This window comes from Psychrobacter sp. KH172YL61 (genome assembly GCF_007182895.1).
GTDB classification, from domain to species: domain Bacteria; phylum Pseudomonadota; class Gammaproteobacteria; order Pseudomonadales; family Moraxellaceae; genus Psychrobacter; species Psychrobacter pacificensis.
Genome location: NZ_AP019516.1, coordinates 37,771 through 54,328, shown reverse-complemented (window position 1 = coordinate 54,328; position 16,558 = coordinate 37,771). Strand labels below are relative to the sequence as shown.

Sequence of the window (16,558 nt, the reverse complement as noted above, 5' to 3'; positions counted from 1 at the left end):
CCTTTGGCAGCCATATACTCTCGCACACATAATGAGTATAACCTTGATAGCTATAAAAGTTTTGATTCATCAGTTTTGGTAAGGACGATGACTCTTGACAAGCGAATCGCTACCCCATTATGATATACTGCTAAAGATAAGTGCTTATCATCAATAAAGTGCTTTGGTGGCACAAACACCGTATTGATATTGCACAAACAGCTTATAATGCACCAATAGCTTTGCCATAACGACAGCACCCAATTAAATCAAACGCCGTGCGTATCTTTATTTGCAATCATTTTGTTGCAAACCCAAACAGGACGACGACCGCATTTGATCCTAGCAACTGAGGTAGATATGAACGAATCAGCCAACCAATTTAATCCAAGCTCAAATCAGCCAGTAGATCCTACGGTATTAAGCCTAACCGACAGTGCGGCACAAAAAGTACGCCGTCTGCGCGAAGAAGAAGGTGATAGTGAACTTATGCTACGCGTCTATGTGACGGGCGGCGGCTGTTCAGGTTTTTCTTATGGCTTTAACTTTGCCAACGACTTAAATGAAGACGATGCCAATTTTGATAATGGTGATGTGACCTTGGTTGTTGACTCGCTAAGCTATCAATATTTGCAAGGCTCTACCGTTGACTACACTGAAGGGTTAGAAGGCGCACGTTTTGTCGTGACCAACCCCAATGCCACCACCACTTGCGGCTGTGGCTCGTCATTTTCTATTTAAACTGACGACAACGCCATGACTGTATGGATGATGCCATGGTGCGTTGGCACTGTGTTTGATTGCTTATAGCATGACTGTCAAAGCATCTATCTCTTGGGTAGATGCTTTTTTGCCAATATTGATGAATCCGCAAAGTATCCGTGCTGACCAATTTCATCAAAAATACTGAGAAAAATCTAGCCCAAACGTCCTGCTCAAAGCTTATCGTATTTGTAATTGTTCGTGGTTTTCAATACGGCTTTGAGCTAAACTGACGGAATTATTGACCGAACATTTACCTCTTTTATGGACAAACGCCCATCGTGCTTTGATCCGCCATAATGAATAACAATAGATGACTATTATGAGTAATTTTGCGAGTAGCTTTGTTAATTTTGACATTCCCAATTGGTTTGACAGCCAGCATTTAACGGGTATGCTCCGCGGTATCGAAAAAGAAGGGCTGCGCGTGAGGGCCTGATGGTTTTTTGGCACAGACGCCGCATCCAGCCAAACTCGGATCAAAATTGACCCATCCTTTTATTACTACCGATTATTCAGAAAGCCTACTTGAGCTTATCACCGAACCAAAAGCTTCGCCAAAAGAGACACTCAATATGCTGCGTCAATTGCATGTCTTGGTGTATCAAGGCATGCCGGAAGGCGAGCTGATGTGGCCACTATCTATGCCTTGTATGTTGTCTTCTAAAGATGAAGATATTCCACTGGCTGATTATGGTAGCTCTAATACAGGTAAGCTAAAAACCCTTTATCGCAGTGGTCTTGGTATCCGTTATGGTCGCCGTATGCAGACCATCGCAGGGTTACATTACAATCTATCTTTTGGTGACACGCTCTTTGAAACGTGGCAAGCGCAAACCCCAACGGCACAAGAGCAGACGCTAACAGAATTCAAAAACGAAAAATACCTAGGGCTTATTCGCAACTTTAAGCGACTGACCAGCATTGTGTTGTATTTATTGGGTGCAAGTCCAAGCGTATGTCCTTGTTTTGTTGCTGGGCGTGAGCATGATCTAGAGCGTCTAAATGACTCAACCTACTATAAACCGACTGCCACCAGCCTGCGTATGGGCAAACTTGGCTATACCAATAGCGTGCAAGAGCAGCTAGATATTCGTTATAACTATTTGCCAGAGTATGTCGCTGGACTACGCCGCGCGATCCAAACACCGCATGAGAGCTTTGCCAAGCTTGGTCTGGAAGATGAAGATGGCAACCCAATTCAGATCAATAATCATATCCTTCAGATAGAAAATGAATACTATAGCCCTATCCGTCCTAAGCAAATTGCGATGAGTGGTGAGACACCAACCGAAGCGCTTGAGCGTCGCGGTATTGCTTATGTTGAGTTTCGTGCTATTGATCTCGATCCTTATAGCGATGTTGGTATTCGTCTCTCTAGTGCTTGCTTTTTTAGAAGTGATGGCGCTCTACTGTCTATTCAGCGATTCACCTGATTTGCTGCCTGAAGAAGAAGAAGCACTCGCTATTAATCTAGAGCGTGTGGTCAACGAAGGTCGCCGTGAAGGTTTACACATCATCAATAACGGTCAAGAGCAATCGCTTGAGGGCTGGATGCTGATGCATCTGGAGCGTATGCAGCCACTTGCTGCATTGCTGGACGCTCATTATGGTGGCAATGACTACCGTGCTGCAGTGGCATTGATGCAAGGCAAAGCCGGACATTCTGAGTCGACGATCTCCGCCCAAGTAAACTCTGATAGCAAACGCTTAGGTAGTCTATGGCAGCTTGGTTTTACATTAGCGCAGCAGCATCGCGAGTCATTATTGCAGCAGACTCTCAGTCCAAACACCCAAGCGAAATACGAAGTATTGGCAGAAAAGTCTATCTTGCAGCAGGCTGAGATTGAGAAGTCTGAGACAGAAGACTTTATGGACTTTTTACAGCAGTATCGCTAAACCTGATTGCCTCCCTAACCTCTGTATAGATGAAACCATAAGAGTAACGCACCATGCGACAGCTGACCACTTACCGTAACTTACAAATATTTTTAGTATTGATGGCCATAATAGGCATGAGCTTTGCGCTGTTTTATTTACAGCGCCATCTAGGGCTTTCGCCTTGCCCGCTCTGTATTTTTCAGCGTATTGGTCTAATAGTCATGGGCGGTTTTGCGCTGATATCAGCATTGTTTAATCCAAAAATCCAAAGTGGTGAAGTTGCTATTATGGCTTGGTAGTTTGGCAGGTATTGGCTGGTCTACTGCTGTGGCTATACGCCATGTTTGGCTACAGCACCTACCTGCCGATCAAGTACCGTCATGCGGCCCAGGCTTGGACTATTGGCTAGATACCTTGCCTATGTTGCAAGTGCTCAAAGAAGTATTTGCAGGTTCTGGTGAGTGTGCTTCTATCGATTGGACGTTTGTCGGACTTAGTATCCCTGAGCTGTCGTTGATCCTATTTAGCGTACTTCTTGTGGCGCATGGGGTGATACTGTGGCGTATCGTGCGACCTATCACCAACCAGTCTATCGCTCGATAGTTCATTAAAATCACTTTATATTTTACCGTTATCACTTCTTTCTAAACAGACATTCATACTCTGCTATGCAATGTCTGCTTTATTATCTGCGACTGTTAAACCTCTTTTATTACCTATGTTAGACAAACTGATAGAGCCTACTTTGCTATACCAAGCATATTGAACACAACAAAAAGTCCACAGATATATCTGTAACCCTTTGATACCTTTAGACAGCCTGTTTTTTCAGTGGGTAGTTTTAGTGAGAAGTTATGAGAGCGCCGTCGCTTTTGAGCGATAAATTGTCTACATTTCAAAGATCAGCTACGCTCTCAAATTCCAATATCTATATTATCGCAACGTTTATACGACCCCTTGTCTCTCTTTTTTGGCAACAAGATTATCTTGATAACGGTTGCCAGTGGCATAGGTGATTTTTAAAAACGCTATTCAAAAACTGTTTTTGGTATGACCATGATATATCTTGCACCTATTTGCTCTACCACATCTACTGTCATTAGACGCTGGGGACCGTCCTTATTAGCGGTACCACTCTGTGTGCTATTGATAGGTTGTGATAGTGCCTCCTCGAATTCTGATCAAGACATGAGGACTAAAGCTTCATTTGTCGACGCATCAGCAGAGTCTGCTCCGCAGAGCACATCAGAAGAGATAGAAAGCAACAGTATGTCTGAGTCAAATCCTGATGACAGTTTGAATGAATCTACAGAAGGGCAATCACTTATTGCTGCTGCTCAGTCCAGTAATGAGGGGCATATGCACCCTTCTACTATACACTCAGAATCGAACAGTAGTGCGCTACAAGCCACGCTAATGGGTGATTATGGTGGTATGGTACCTTGTGAAGACTGCGATAGTATCGATGTCACTTTGAACCTATTTTCTGATGGCTCTGTACTAAAATCCAGCACCCATCACGATGCTGAACAACAGCGCGCACCGTTACTTAAGTCTGGCGTCTATCGTCAAGATAAAGACAAAATTACCATTGTATATGAAGACAAACATATTGAGTCTTATTATATTCAAGACAATCATCTGATTTTTGATAGATGAGCAAAAAAACCTAAATAATGACTATACGTTGTCACGTAAATAGACAGCAAGTGCTTGGTATGCTGCCAAATAAGACAGCATTTATCAGCTAGATAACGCCTACTTGTTAGGCGTTTTTTGTTGGTCATCGACCAGCGTTTACTTTACAATGATCGCTTGTCTGCCAGACTACTGCCATGGCAATGACTGATTAAAACGTTAGTCACGATTGATAACAGCTCAGCACTCAAAACTTTATTTTTACTCTCTCTATTTCTCTTATTCAAGCTCTTACGGAACGTCTATGCATATTCATATTCTTGGTATTTGTGGTACTTTTATGGGCTCGCTGGCATTATTAGCGCGTGAACTTGGGCATACCGTTACTGGCTCAGATACCAACGTATATCCTCCTATGTCTACCCAACTTGAAAATGCGGGCGTCACTATTGAAGAAGGCTATCTCGTAAAGCATTTGCAACCAGCGCCAGACTTGGTCGTTGTTGGTAATGCGATGAAGCGTGGCATGGATGTGATTGAATATATGCTAGATACGGGTCTGCGCTACACGTCAGGTCCGCAGTTTTTGTCAGAGCAAGTGCTGCAATCGCGCCACGTGATAGCGGTTGCTGGTACTCATGGTAAGACCACAACGACAACCATGCTTGCTTGGATATTGCATTACGCTGGTATCGATACAGGGTTTTTAATTGGCGGTGTGCCACTGGTCAATACCACTGATGAGCACTTACAGCAGGTATTTGCACACAGCAGCTATCTAGGGGCAGAAAAAACTGACGATGATACGACAGTCCCTTCTGGTTATTTTGTCATTGAAGCTGATGAGTACGATTCTGCGTTTTTTGATAAACGTTCAAAATTCGTTCATTATCGTCCGCGCACCGCTATCTTGAACAACCTAGAATTTGATCACGCCGATATTTTTGCTGACTTGAATGCGATCCAAACGCAGTTTCATCATATGGTACGTATGATTCCAAGTACCGGAAAAATTATCATGCCTGCAGCAACTATTAGCTTAGAAGATACGTTAGCAAAAGGCGTTTGGACCCCTATCTGGCGTACTGCTGTCATCGATACGACCGCATCTAATACCAGTAAAAACGACCGTACGCTTAAAAACAATAGCGACTGGCAAGCGGAACTCATTCGCGAAGATGGCAGTCAATTTCAAGTCAGTTTTGCTGCTGATAAAGAAGTAGCTGTCATCGACTGGGGCATGAGTGGTATTCATAACGTCAATAATGCCTTGGTTGCCGTCGCGGCCGCTTATGATGTCGGTGTCAGCATCTCTACCGCTTGCGCCGCATTATCGGCTTTTGCTGGTATCAAACGGCGGATGGAGTTGATCGGTGATGTAAACGATGTCTTAGTCTTTGATGACTTTGCCCATCACCCTACTGCGATTACCACAACATTAGACGGTGCCAAAAAGAAACTGGCTGGCAGACGTATTTGGGCGATTATTGAGCCGCGCAGTAATACCATGAAAATGGGTATTCACCAAGACAGCTTGGCTGAGTCAGCTGCCCTCGCTGACTATACATTGTGGTATGAGCCAGCGGGACTGGAATGGGGTTTGAGAGAAGTCATCGAACAAGCCACGGCTACAAGTGACTCCATCATTAACCAGCACGTAATGTCTAGTGTCGATACTATTATTGAACATATCAGTAGTCATGCTCAAGCAGGTGATGCAATAGTCGTGATGTCCAACGGTGGTTTTGAGGGGGATTCATCAGCGTCTATTAGCGGCATTGCGTGATAAATAAACGATTGATTTAACCCTAAACCCTAAACCCTAAACCCTAAACCCTAAACCCTAAACCCTAAAATTAGTATCTAAAAATTAGTATTAAACAAAAGCGTGGCTGTCTCATAGACGGGCTACGCTTTTTTTATTTAATTCCCCTATCCTTATCAAATTCTTCTGTCGTGGCTAAATGATTGATACGCCATTCTGTTAGCACCATGGCTACCTTTGTAACCTTCCGTTTACCTATTGCACCTACGTAATAGCAAATCTGACTTTTTCCTCACATAGGCCCTACACAGGTAACATTTTTTGCTTACTCTTGCGTTTGAGGAATCTTTACAATGGAGTTATTAAATTAGCAACATATTATAAATATTCATAATTTAGGAGAATAACATGAGCTTTATTTGGATGATTATCGTCGGTTTGGTTGCAGGTTTATTGGCACGTGCTATTAAGCCAGGTAGTGACCCTATGGGCTGGATCATGACGATCGTATTGGGTATCGTCGGTGCCATGTTAGGTGGCTTCTTAGCGAGCTTAATTGGTATCAACGCAGATGGCGGTTTTACTGGTCTTATCTTCTCAGTTATCGGTGCGATCATTTTGCTATTTTTGTATGAAATGATTGTAAACAAACGCCGTGCATAATTACCGACTAGATAGAATATCTACAAAAAAGCCTTGCGTTAATGAACTGACCCCCGAAACTTGGACGGTTTAGTTTATACCAAGGACTGAGTTCTGTACTGCACAGGGCTCAGTCCTTTTAGTTTGAGTTGAATACGCTCATTATTGTAATAATGCATATACTCATGAATCTGTTGTTCTAACTGCTCAATCGATTTTGGTTTCTCAATATAAATCGTCTCGCACTTCAGCGTACCAAAGAACCCCTCCATCAGCGCATTATCCAAGCAGTTGCCTTTTCTGCTCATGCTTTGCTTAATACCGTGCTGTTTAAGCGCCTTACTGAACGGTCTCATCTGATAATGCCAGCCTTGATCTGAATGCAGCATTAAACGGTTGTTCTGGTGCGTATCTATCTTATCTAACGCCTTATCTAGCATCTTGCTAACCAAATCATAGGTAGGTCTCTTTGAGAGCGTATAGCTGATGATCTCATTGTTATAACAATCGAGTATCGGTGATAAATATAGCTTATGATCACCTACCTTAAACTCAGTAATATCAGTGAGCCAGCGTGTGTTTGGTCTATCTGCATGAAACTGACGCTTTAAATAATTCTTTGCAATTTTGCCTTGTACACCTTTATAAGAGCGATATCTTTGTCGTCGAATCCGTGCACTTAAGTTTAAATGACGCATAAGCTTAGCGATGAGCTTGTGATTGTAATGGCTACCTAACTGCTTTAGCGCTGCCGTTATTCTACGATAGCCGTACCTGCCTTTATGCTGGTGATACAGCTTAGTAATACGCTGTTTTAAGTCAGCATGTTTATCTTTATCACCAAGCTTTTCTCTATGATAGTAAAAGACGCTTTTAGGCATACCAGCGGCTTTAAGTAAGTCAGATAAACAGCAGCGCTCTCTTAGTCCCTTCGATGAGCCTTGCTTTTTGCCTGCTTTTTCCTCCCGCTTTGAGCAAGGCATCGAGCTTTTTTAGGTAGGCAACCTCTGCACGTAAGTACTCATTCTCACGCTTCAATTCTGCTAAGCTTTTTTCATCCCTCTGGTTTGTCTGTAATGAAGGGTTTGCTCATGACGGTTCTACCTTTAGGTTTGGAGATGAGTCCAGATATGCCTTCTAGTCGATACGCTTTATGCCAGTGACTAATAAGCGCCGGTGAGCTGATGTTATACCTTAAAGCAACTTCCAATTGACTTAAGCCTTGGCTAAGCATCGTTGTAATGACTTTGTGTTTAAACTCGTGACTATAGTAAGCTTTGCTGGTCTTTGGTTTGATAGCTTCAATACCACCGCTTTGATATTGCTTAACCCATTTGATAACTATCTTATTATCTAGGTTAAATTCCTCAGCTGTAGCACGACCAGTATGTCCTTGCATATAGTATGCGATGACTTCAAGCTTAAAGTCTAGATCGTAGCGCATAAAATACCCCATAAGTTGTGTCCAACTTATGGGGGCAGTTCATAAGTGAGGCTTTTTGTGTCCAGATACCTATAAAAATCTTTAATTTGTGAATGCATGAGACCTGATATAGACGGGAAAGTATTGATAAGCATTACTTTTGTCCCCATTTATCTTATAATATCAACCCTATTTTGTCCCTATCATTGAGGTGAGCGTTATGGCACTACTCCCTATCTTAAGTTACCCAGATCCCCGCTTGCGCACGATTGCCAAGCCAGTCAAGGAAGTGACTGCTGAAATCAAAACCTTAATCTCAGACATGATTGAGACAATGTATGATGCTCAGGGCATTGGCCTTGCTGCAAGCCAAGTCGATCGTCATATTCAGCTCATCGTGATGGATTTGTCTGAAGACAAAAGTGCCCCAAGAGTATTTATCAACCCAAAGGTCACGCCATTGGTAGAAGAAAAACAACCGTACGAAGAAGGCTGTCTTTCGGTCCCAGATGTCTACGACAAAGTCGAGCGCCCTAATAAAGTACGTATCGAAGCATTAGACGAGAACGGCGACGTCATTGATGAGGGTGGTAGAAGGCTTGCTTGCCGTCTGTATCCAACACGAAATGGATCATCTCAACGGCGTGATATTCGTCGACTACCTGTCTCGTTTGAAACAGACACGTGCCCGTGATAAAGTTCGTAAAGTCCTCAAGATGCGCGAAAAGCAAGGCGCCCAGTCCGCTGAGCAGCAGTCACAACCGATCAATTCTTAATCTCTTTCTCCTTTACATAATGATGCCTATAGTGGATGTTACTCTCTGATATCCACTAGATGGTGCCAATTTTTAGCAGATACTGTTCTCACCAAAGGTTTACTACTATGACCATGATCAAAATTGACCAATATTTTGACCCTGCCAGCTGGCAGAAATTTACCAAAGCTGCTGAGGGTCGTGAGACCCCGTTTTTAGTGGTGGATCTAAGTCGTATCGAGACTAAGTATCATGAGATGGTCAGCCTGTTCCCGAATGCCAAACTGCATTATGCGATGAAAGCCAGTCCTGCGGTTGAAGTTATCAATCTGCTGGCAAAGCTTGGTTCTAACTTTGACTGTGCCTCCATCTATGAGCTGGATCGTGTGCTGGATTGCGGTGTTGAGCCATCACGCATTTCTTATGGCAACACCATCAAAAAAGCCGCCCATGTCAAATATGCCTTTGAAAAAGGTATCGATCTGTACGCGACTGATTCAGAAGCAGACCTTAAAAATATTGCTAAACATGCCCCTGGTTCTAAAGTATTTGTGCGCATATTGGTACAAGGATCAGAGACAGCAGAATGGCCATTGTCACGTAAGTTTGGCTGTCACCCCTAATATGGCCATTGATTTGCTTATTCAGGCGCGTGAGCTTGGCTTGGTACCTTATGGTATCTCGTTCCATGTGGGTAGCCAGCAAAAAGACGTTGCGGCATGGGATGATGCATTAGCCAAAGTTAAATATATGTTTGACTGGATGAAGAACGAAGAAGGCATCAAGCTACAAATGATCAATCTAGGTGGCGGCTTCCCAACCAACTACATCAGCGAAGTCAATCCTATTAAGGTCTATGCAGAAGAGATTACCAGCTATTTGACTGATGACTACGATGCAGATGAGATGCCTGAGATTATTTTAGAACCAGGTCGTTCACTCGTTGGTGGTTCAGGTGTCTTGGTGAGTGATGTGGTACTGATCTCTCGCAAATCAGACACAGATTTGGCGCGCTGGGTCTATACGGATGTTGGTTTATTCCAAGGCTTAATCGAGACGCTCGGCGAAGCCATCAAATATCCTGTTTATACTCCCAAGATGGAAACGTCTACCAGTGAAGGGACAGTCGTATTGGCAGGGCCAACTTGTGACTCAACCGATATCATGTACGAAGAAGCAGGTTATCAGTTACCAGAGGAGCTTGAGATTGGTGACAAAATCTATTGGCTCACCACGGGTGCTTATACCAACTCGTATTCATCAGTTGAGTTCAATGGATTTCCGCCGCTTGAAGTGGTTTATATTGACTAGGGTTTGAACCTATCATCTATAGAGAAGCGCGGTGCTATTAATAACACCGCGCTTTTTTGTATTTAGCCATTTGCATAATGAGCTATTGAACCAATAAAGCTATCGGTACACTATTAATGCTATTGGTCGTTCGACTGCCGCTGCTGGTTGAGCGTTGTGAAATCTCACCGATCGTCACCCATTGTCCGCGCGGCACAATGATTGTATTGTTCAGACTTTGACTTTGAATGCTATTACTGCTCGTGCCGTACCTATTGTAGGGATGAGTTGGATCGCGCCAGTCGCTCTTCAACTTGTGACAACCTCACTTCGACTTGACCATTCGGTAGTAGACGCGGTGTGACAGTAATGCCTTGCGTCGTTGGCGGTAGTACCTGCTGCTGAATGACAATTTGCGCGCTTGGCTGACGGTCAATGGGATAGTGATAATTTGGTTGAATAGTGGCACGATAGTTCTGCGTCAATGAATAGAGCGTGCCGGTACTGATACTAGCGGCACTACCAGAAAGCGTCTGTACTTGATATAAACTGCTGCTTTGCTTCTGGCCGTTACTTTGATTCCAAACACCCGATCCCTGAATATTGCGCTTGGTAATAATAACCTGACCCTGACGAATATTATCCTGAACACTGCTGCTATTGCCAACACGCACAGCGACTGTGAGCGCTTGTGGCTGACGGTCAATCTGCGTGAGTAGCTGCTGTATCATTTGATAATTGTGGGGTGTTGTTATTAGTACTAGCTTACCTTGGTAGATGCTGACGGTGCCGCCATCAGCGCTACTATTGAGTTGTTGCCTTACCACTGGCAGTAGCGACACGCCGCCATAAGTGTCAATCACATAGGTTTGGACGTTACTGGCTTGTACGGTGATTGGTAGGACAGCCAGACTTAGGGCAAACGCGGGCAAGCTTATATTTTTGGTAATATTCACCTTAAGAATGGTACTATAGTCAGTTCAAAATAAAATTGTTATGGCTAGGACAAACATCATAAAACAATTTGGATAAGTCGTTTTCCATCCAGCCTTGGCGTAGAAACTTCACTTGAGCCCATTTCTTTTCGATAGGGTTTAGGTCTGGGCTGTACGGCGGCAACCAAAGAATACGATGCCCGTGCCTGTTTAGTAGCTTTTGAATGCGTTTGCTTTTATGAAATTTGGCGTTATCCATCACAATCACGCATTTTGTTTTAAGACTTGGGATTAGTTTGTGTTTGCACCAGTGATAGAAGACAATGCTGTTGATGTTTGTCTCAAAGTAATCAAGCGCAAACAGCATCTTTTCATACAGAGCACCAATAACGTTGGTTCGCCTTTTACCTTGCCAGTTGTAGCTATCGATACAAGGCTTACCAATCGGTGCATAACCATGAGAGCGAATGGTTTCAGACTCAAAGCCACTTTCATCCATATAAACGATGGGATAGCCTTGCTGCGTAAAGCTATTAAGCTTTCCCTGATACACCGCTCTTTTTATTGGGCAAGCTTTTGGATGCTCTAATGTCTTTTTTTTGACTGATGCCTAGGCGCTTTAGGGCATGATAAATGCCTGTTTTACTACAGTTTAGACGACGGGCTCGCTCATACTGGTAATCATCAGGATGTTCTTTAACATCATTAAGTAGCACGTCATCTGGTATTTTATAGGGTTTGGTTTGCCTGGTTGTTTTGCTATGAACACGCCGCTTCCAGTTTTGTATCGTGGTTGGGCTGAGGTTATAGAATTCAGCTGCCTCGGCAAAGGTCATACCCTCGTCTAAGCTTTTTAGCACTTGTTTGCGAAAATCTAGTGAGTAAGTCATGGTCTTTATAATAACAATTGGGTTTGATAATTAGTTTATAACATTTTTAAGTGGGATTGACTATAGCCAATTCGTGCTTTATACGTATACGACTCACCTGCATCTCCTCACCTTTTTTAAGTCATCGTCAATGCGCTCTAATCATTTAGACCCAGCACATCTTGCATATCATATTGCCCAATGGCTTGCTCAGTCACCCAAGTTGCGGCACGTACAGCACCTGCGGCAAAGGTCATGCGCTCTCGTGCGCGGTGAGTAATCTCAACCACCTCACCATCAGCGATAAACATCACGGTATGGTCGCCTACGATCTCTCCACCGCGTACGGCATGAATACCAATCGTGCCCGACTCACGCTCACCCGTTTGTCCTTCGCGTCCGTAGATAGCGACGTCTTTTAGATTCTGTCCGCGCGCCTCTGCGACGGCTTCTGCCATCATATATGCGGTACCAGATGGGGCATCGATTTTGTGTTTGTGATGCGCTTCGATGATCTCTACGTCAGCATCATTGCCAAATGCTTTGGCTGCCATACCAAGTAGTTTCAATGACAGGTTAACGCCGGTTGAATAGTTACCTGCGTAGACGATAGCGATTTTTCCACTGGCTTTTGCCAATACCTGCTCTTGCGCCTCATTAAATCCTGTGGTGCCAATAACCATCGCGACATTATGCTCGGCACAAACTTGCATGTTTTTTCAGTCGCATCAGGCAAGCTAAAGTCAATCAGCACATCGATGTCATTAATTACAGCCTCTAGCTCGTCAACGATTTGCACCTCTAAACGTCCAATAGCTGCCACCTCGCCTGCATCCGCGCCGACGAGACTCGATCCTTGGCGCTCAATCGCTGCATTCAGGATGGTCTTAGGATTATTTTGTACCGCTTCGATAAGCATACGACCCATACGACCACCTGCACCGATCACACCAACTTTAATGGTTTGTTCTGTTGTTTGTTGACTCATATCGCTACCTTACATACTTTATATTTGGTGGGTTATTTTTGGATATCATTTATCGTCAGTTTAACAAATATCGTTAACTGAGTGGTTTTTTATCAGCACAGAGAAAAAGCCCAAAGGTTTCATGTGAAACCTTTGGGCTTACTCTCAGTATGGCTATCTAGCAACAGTCTGTCTGAGTTAAATAATCAGTCAAACAAATCGCCAATCTTTTTAAAGAATGATTTTTTATGTGGCGACTGCTGATGCTTACTGTCATCATCTAACGTATCTTGGAACTGACGCAATAGATCTTTTTGCTCACGAGTCAGATTGACAGGGGTTTCGATGACCACACGGCAGATCAAGTCGCCTTTCATCGTGGTGCGTACTGGCGTCACGCCTTTGCCGCGTACACGTAGCAGTTTGCCACTCTGCGTCCCTTCTGCCACTTTGATTTTTACTTTACCATCCAAGGTTGGGATTTCAACTTCTTTACCAAGTGCGGCATCCGTGATACTGACTGGTACATCCATATAGAGGTCCGCGCCTTGACGAGTAAAGACGTTGTGCGGTTTGACACGTACTTCGACATACAAGTCGCCGTTCTGTACGCCTGCGGCGCCAGCTTCGCCTTCACCTGCCAGACGGACGCGATCACCATCATCGACGCCCGCTGGGATAGATACTTCTAGCGTGCGTGATTTGTCTTTGACGCCATTGCCATGACAGTCAGGGCAAGGGTTTTTGATTTGCTTACCAGAGCCGCCACACTGCGGACAAGTCTGCTGCACGGCAAAGAAACCTTGCTGCATGCGCACTTGACCCTGACCATGACACATCTGACAGGTCACGACATCAGAGGCATCTTTGGCACCTTTACCATCACAAGTGTCACATGGCGCTGGCGCGGTGAAGCTGATTTCTTTTTGCAGCCGCGTACTGCTTCTTCGAGGGTGAGCTCGATCACATAGCGCAAGTCAGAGCCGCGACGCGTGCGTCCACCACCACCGCCACGTGATTGACCAAAGATATCGCCAAAGTTACCAAAAATATCGCCAAAGATGTCTTGGAAGTTACCGCCGCCTGCACCGCCACCCATGCCATTTTCAAAGGCAGCATGACCCATGCGGTCATACGCTGAGCGCTTTTCTTCATCGCTCAGTACTTCATAAGCCATTGAGGCTTCTTTGAATTTGTCTTCAGAATCAGGGTCATCAGAGTTGCGATCTGGATGATATTTCATGGCAAGCTTGCGGTAAGCTCGCTTAATCTCCCTTGCTGTCAGCGGTCTTGCTGACACCTAATACTCATAAAAATCGCGTTTACTCATGGTTTCTCCTATCGTCTTCGTAGCACCACCAGCTCGTCAGTTCATTAGCTTTGATCAGCTTTTACCATTGACGGCCTTCATCTCATACACAATCACACAGCAACGTTTCATGTGAAACATGGCAAACCACAATGTCACAGGATGATAATATGTGCATGTAACGAAAAATACGGTGGGGGCTACTTAGCCAAATCAATTATAAAAGTTTGCGCTATTTATGGAGATGGTCTGCTGATTTATCAAGCGCTTAAGTCATGAAATTCGTAGTTAAGGCAGTTAGGTTGCGATATACACGATTTATTAAGATTACTACAAAGCTTTTCATACCTGAATAATGACGAGTCGTGCTAGTATTTATCGCCATATCTACGGTCATTTATACCCATGACGTTTGCGACAAGGTTCCCCATCTTATGAAAAAGCTGATTGTTTTATTGATTGTCATTGCCGTAGCCGTCTATGCAGGCTCCCCCTTATTACAGTGCGTATCAGCTCAAAAATGCTTATGAGGTCAAAGACGGTGCCGCTATCGCAGCGACCATTGATTACGAGCAAGTGCGTCCAAGCATTCAACATCAGCTGACTGATCAATTTGCCACGACCATGACAAAGTATCCATTAATCGCTGAGCTCGGCGGAGACGCATTAACCCAAGCAGCCAACGGCTTTATCACAAAGGCCGTCGATGGTGCCATCACCCCGCAAAATATCGAAAAAGTCATTAACACTCAGGGTCAAGCCAATACAGCAACCAAAGAGCTGGCGGCGGCATGGGCCATCGCAAGCGATCAGGTCGATCTCAGAAACCTCATTCAAAGCTTGATCATCCAGCGCGGCGACGTCGATGCGGTGGTCAAGAGCCAAATCCAGCAAGTCATGAAAAAACAAGCCGCGGAGCTTGAGCAACAAGCCGCACAAGGCAACGATAGTGACAAGCCAACATTGAGCTACTGCGGTATCAATTGCTTTGCTATCAGCGGTCAAGTCAAAGGCTATCCGCTCACGATAGAGATGCAGCGCCAAGGCTTGATTCAGTGGAAGATCGTCGATATTGTTTTGCCATAGACGAATTGAGACCGCTTTTGATATTCAACATTTTGATAAGTCAAACGATAAAAACCGCTTTATGAATCAGCTCATAAAGCGGTTTTTTGTGGCGTGATTTAAAATCTTTATTCACTAAAATGTGAACGACACCAATGTGATTATTCGATACCCAAAAATTCTAAAAACTCAGGACTCTCAAAACTTGCTTGATACAGCACGCCATCCTCACGGTAGATAGCAGGCGTTGCTATCACTGCCAGTCCAGCGGCTTTTTTCGCGATTGGGCGTCACGTGGTCGGCGTTGCAGCTTGCTGGTGTAGGTGTCATCTCTCCTTGTAGCATCGCCTTATCGAATGCATGACGACGACTGCTCTCGCTATCTTGGCACCAAATACCACGCATTTGCTCAGGGGACTGCTCGTATATCGGATAGCCAATGATTTTTACCGTGACGCCTTTTGCATTGAGCATGGATATTTGCTGATGAAATCGACGGCAATACGGGCAGTTGACGTCATCAGCCACATAGATCACCGCCCTCTCAGGACTGGTCGCTGGATAAGTAATCAGCTGGCTGTCATTCAATGTCGCAAACACCGATTGATTTTTGCGACGCTCAAAACTCTCATCGAGTCCGATAAACTGACCGTTTTCGATCACTGATATCTCACCGTCAGTGATGTACTGCGCATCGTCCGATAACAAGAAAGGCACTCCTTCTAGCGTTGCGCCCCAAATCACGCCCGGTACCGCGGTATAAAAAAACGGCGTTTTTGCACTCATGTTTTTGAGCGCACGCGTATTTTTGAGCAGCACCGATTTGACTGCTGCACTGACAGGCTTGCCTACCTGCGCACTCGTGCTGCGTACTGGTGTTTTGGTCACTACCCGCTTGCTTGGATTCTTTTTTAACTCACCTTGGATGACATAACGACCGTCTTTTTGTGATGTGCAGCGGCGGCTGACCCGCCAAGTTTACCTGATACATATTGGGTAATTTGGACGGCGCAATGGAGGTAATCTGCGTTTTGATACCGGCTTGGGTCAGCACTTGGCGCAACCGCTTATCAACAGTTGCACTTACCGCTTTGCTCGTCTGCATGCTTTGATTGTTTTGGGTCAATTGGGTGCGTGTCGCATCCGCCGAACTTGGTTGGGCACAAGCAGTAGTGGCTAATAAGATGACGCTGATTAAGCTCGCAGATTTAAATACAGATAATGTCACAGAAACAATCCCAGTTGGTTTTTAATAAATGCAGCGCTTCACAAAGCCAG

At 44.5% G+C, this 16,558-nt stretch carries 12 protein-coding genes and 7 pseudogenes; 9 read left to right on the top strand and 10 right to left on the bottom strand.

What is annotated here, in order from left to right:
* The first annotated feature begins 339 nt into the window (after nucleotides 1-339).
* The 6 genes and pseudogenes from erpA (at nucleotide 340) to PKHYL_RS00265 (ending at nucleotide 6,688) form a co-directional block, all read left to right on the top strand.
* A complete protein-coding gene (gene erpA, locus PKHYL_RS00290; RefSeq protein ID WP_058024722.1) occupies nucleotides 340-720 on the top strand; it encodes an iron-sulfur cluster insertion protein ErpA in 381 nt (126 codons plus the stop codon).
* Nucleotides 721-1,063: 343 nt separating this feature from the next.
* Nucleotides 1,064-2,640: pseudogene (gshA, locus tag PKHYL_RS00285) on the top strand (glutamate--cysteine ligase).
* Between the two features lie 53 nt (nucleotides 2,641-2,693).
* Nucleotides 2,694-3,225: pseudogene (locus tag PKHYL_RS00280) on the top strand (disulfide bond formation protein B).
* A gap of 585 nt (nucleotides 3,226-3,810) precedes the next feature.
* Nucleotides 3,811-4,281: a copper resistance protein NlpE N-terminal domain-containing protein gene (locus PKHYL_RS00275; RefSeq protein WP_240365715.1), complete on the top strand. Its 471-nt coding sequence runs from the start codon at nucleotides 3,811-3,813 to the stop codon at nucleotides 4,279-4,281.
* Between the two features lie 283 nt (nucleotides 4,282-4,564).
* A pseudogene (mpl, locus tag PKHYL_RS00270) lies at nucleotides 4,565-6,053 on the top strand (UDP-N-acetylmuramate:L-alanyl-gamma-D-glutamyl-meso-diaminopimelate ligase).
* A 380-nt stretch (nucleotides 6,054-6,433) separates the two neighbouring features.
* Complete coding sequence (locus PKHYL_RS00265) at nucleotides 6,434-6,688, top strand: GlsB/YeaQ/YmgE family stress response membrane protein (protein WP_058024727.1); 255 nt, start codon at nucleotides 6,434-6,436, stop codon at nucleotides 6,686-6,688.
* Nucleotides 6,689-6,762: 74 nt separating this feature from the next.
* On the opposite strand, the gene PKHYL_RS00260 is transcribed toward PKHYL_RS00265, so the two are convergent.
* Together PKHYL_RS00260 and PKHYL_RS00255 are read right to left on the bottom strand one after the other, a co-directional pair.
* Nucleotides 6,763-7,650, bottom strand: a complete 888-nt coding sequence (locus PKHYL_RS00260) for an IS3 family transposase (RefSeq protein WP_240365636.1) — start codon at nucleotides 7,648-7,650, stop codon at nucleotides 6,763-6,765.
* Between the two features lie 71 nt (nucleotides 7,651-7,721).
* Nucleotides 7,722-8,111 carry a helix-turn-helix domain-containing protein gene (locus PKHYL_RS00255; RefSeq protein WP_240365635.1) on the bottom strand — a complete coding sequence of 130 codons (390 nt, stop codon included), beginning with the start codon at nucleotides 8,109-8,111 and terminating at the stop codon, nucleotides 7,722-7,724.
* A 199-nt stretch (nucleotides 8,112-8,310) separates the two neighbouring features.
* Here PKHYL_RS00255 and def point away from each other — a divergent pair.
* Nucleotides 8,311-8,866 (top strand): annotated as a pseudogene (gene def / locus PKHYL_RS00250) (peptide deformylase).
* Nucleotides 8,867-8,979: 113 nt separating this feature from the next.
* Nucleotides 8,980-10,156 (top strand): annotated as a pseudogene (locus PKHYL_RS17905) (type III PLP-dependent enzyme).
* 82 nt (nucleotides 10,157-10,238) lie between these two features.
* Here the strand turns inward: PKHYL_RS17905 and PKHYL_RS00235 are convergent.
* The 6 genes and pseudogenes from PKHYL_RS00235 to dnaJ form a co-directional block, all read right to left on the bottom strand.
* Nucleotides 10,239-10,448 carry a hypothetical protein gene (locus tag PKHYL_RS00235; protein WP_240365714.1) on the bottom strand — a complete coding sequence of 70 codons (210 nt, stop codon included), beginning with the start codon at nucleotides 10,446-10,448 and terminating at the stop codon, nucleotides 10,239-10,241.
* On the bottom strand, nucleotides 10,408-11,091 hold the full coding sequence (locus PKHYL_RS00230; RefSeq protein ID WP_240365713.1) for a hypothetical protein: 684 nt from the start codon (nucleotides 11,089-11,091) through the stop codon (nucleotides 10,408-10,410). The genes PKHYL_RS00235 and PKHYL_RS00230 overlap by 41 nt, the downstream gene beginning before the upstream one ends.
* A gap of 19 nt (nucleotides 11,092-11,110) precedes the next feature.
* Entirely contained in the window at nucleotides 11,111-11,623 is a 513-nt protein-coding gene (locus tag PKHYL_RS00225) for an IS630 family transposase (RefSeq protein ID WP_227517133.1), read from the bottom strand.
* Complete coding sequence (locus PKHYL_RS00220; RefSeq protein WP_071002712.1) at nucleotides 11,604-11,960, bottom strand: IS630 transposase-related protein; 357 nt, start codon at nucleotides 11,958-11,960, stop codon at nucleotides 11,604-11,606. The genes PKHYL_RS00225 and PKHYL_RS00220 overlap by 20 nt, the downstream gene beginning before the upstream one ends.
* Nucleotides 11,961-12,097: 137 nt before the next feature.
* A pseudogene (gene dapB, locus PKHYL_RS00215) lies at nucleotides 12,098-12,927 on the bottom strand (4-hydroxy-tetrahydrodipicolinate reductase).
* A gap of 185 nt (nucleotides 12,928-13,112) precedes the next feature.
* A pseudogene (gene dnaJ, locus PKHYL_RS00210) lies at nucleotides 13,113-14,236 on the bottom strand (molecular chaperone DnaJ).
* A gap of 459 nt (nucleotides 14,237-14,695) precedes the next feature.
* Between dnaJ and PKHYL_RS00205 the strand changes: the two are divergent.
* A complete protein-coding gene (locus tag PKHYL_RS00205; RefSeq protein ID WP_240365712.1) occupies nucleotides 14,696-15,301 on the top strand; it encodes a DUF2939 domain-containing protein in 606 nt (201 codons plus the stop codon).
* A gap of 207 nt (nucleotides 15,302-15,508) precedes the next feature.
* On the opposite strand, the gene PKHYL_RS00200 is transcribed toward PKHYL_RS00205, so the two are convergent.
* Both PKHYL_RS00200 and PKHYL_RS00195 read right to left on the bottom strand, forming a co-directional pair.
* The gene (locus tag PKHYL_RS00200) at nucleotides 15,509-16,168 is read right to left on the bottom strand and encodes a thioredoxin fold domain-containing protein (protein WP_240365711.1); all 660 of its coding nucleotides are present in this window, start codon (nucleotides 16,166-16,168) and stop codon (nucleotides 15,509-15,511) included.
* 28 nt (nucleotides 16,169-16,196) lie between these two features.
* Complete coding sequence (locus PKHYL_RS00195; RefSeq protein ID WP_240365710.1) at nucleotides 16,197-16,508, bottom strand: hypothetical protein; 312 nt, start codon at nucleotides 16,506-16,508, stop codon at nucleotides 16,197-16,199.
* Nucleotides 16,509-16,558 lie beyond the last annotated feature (50 nt).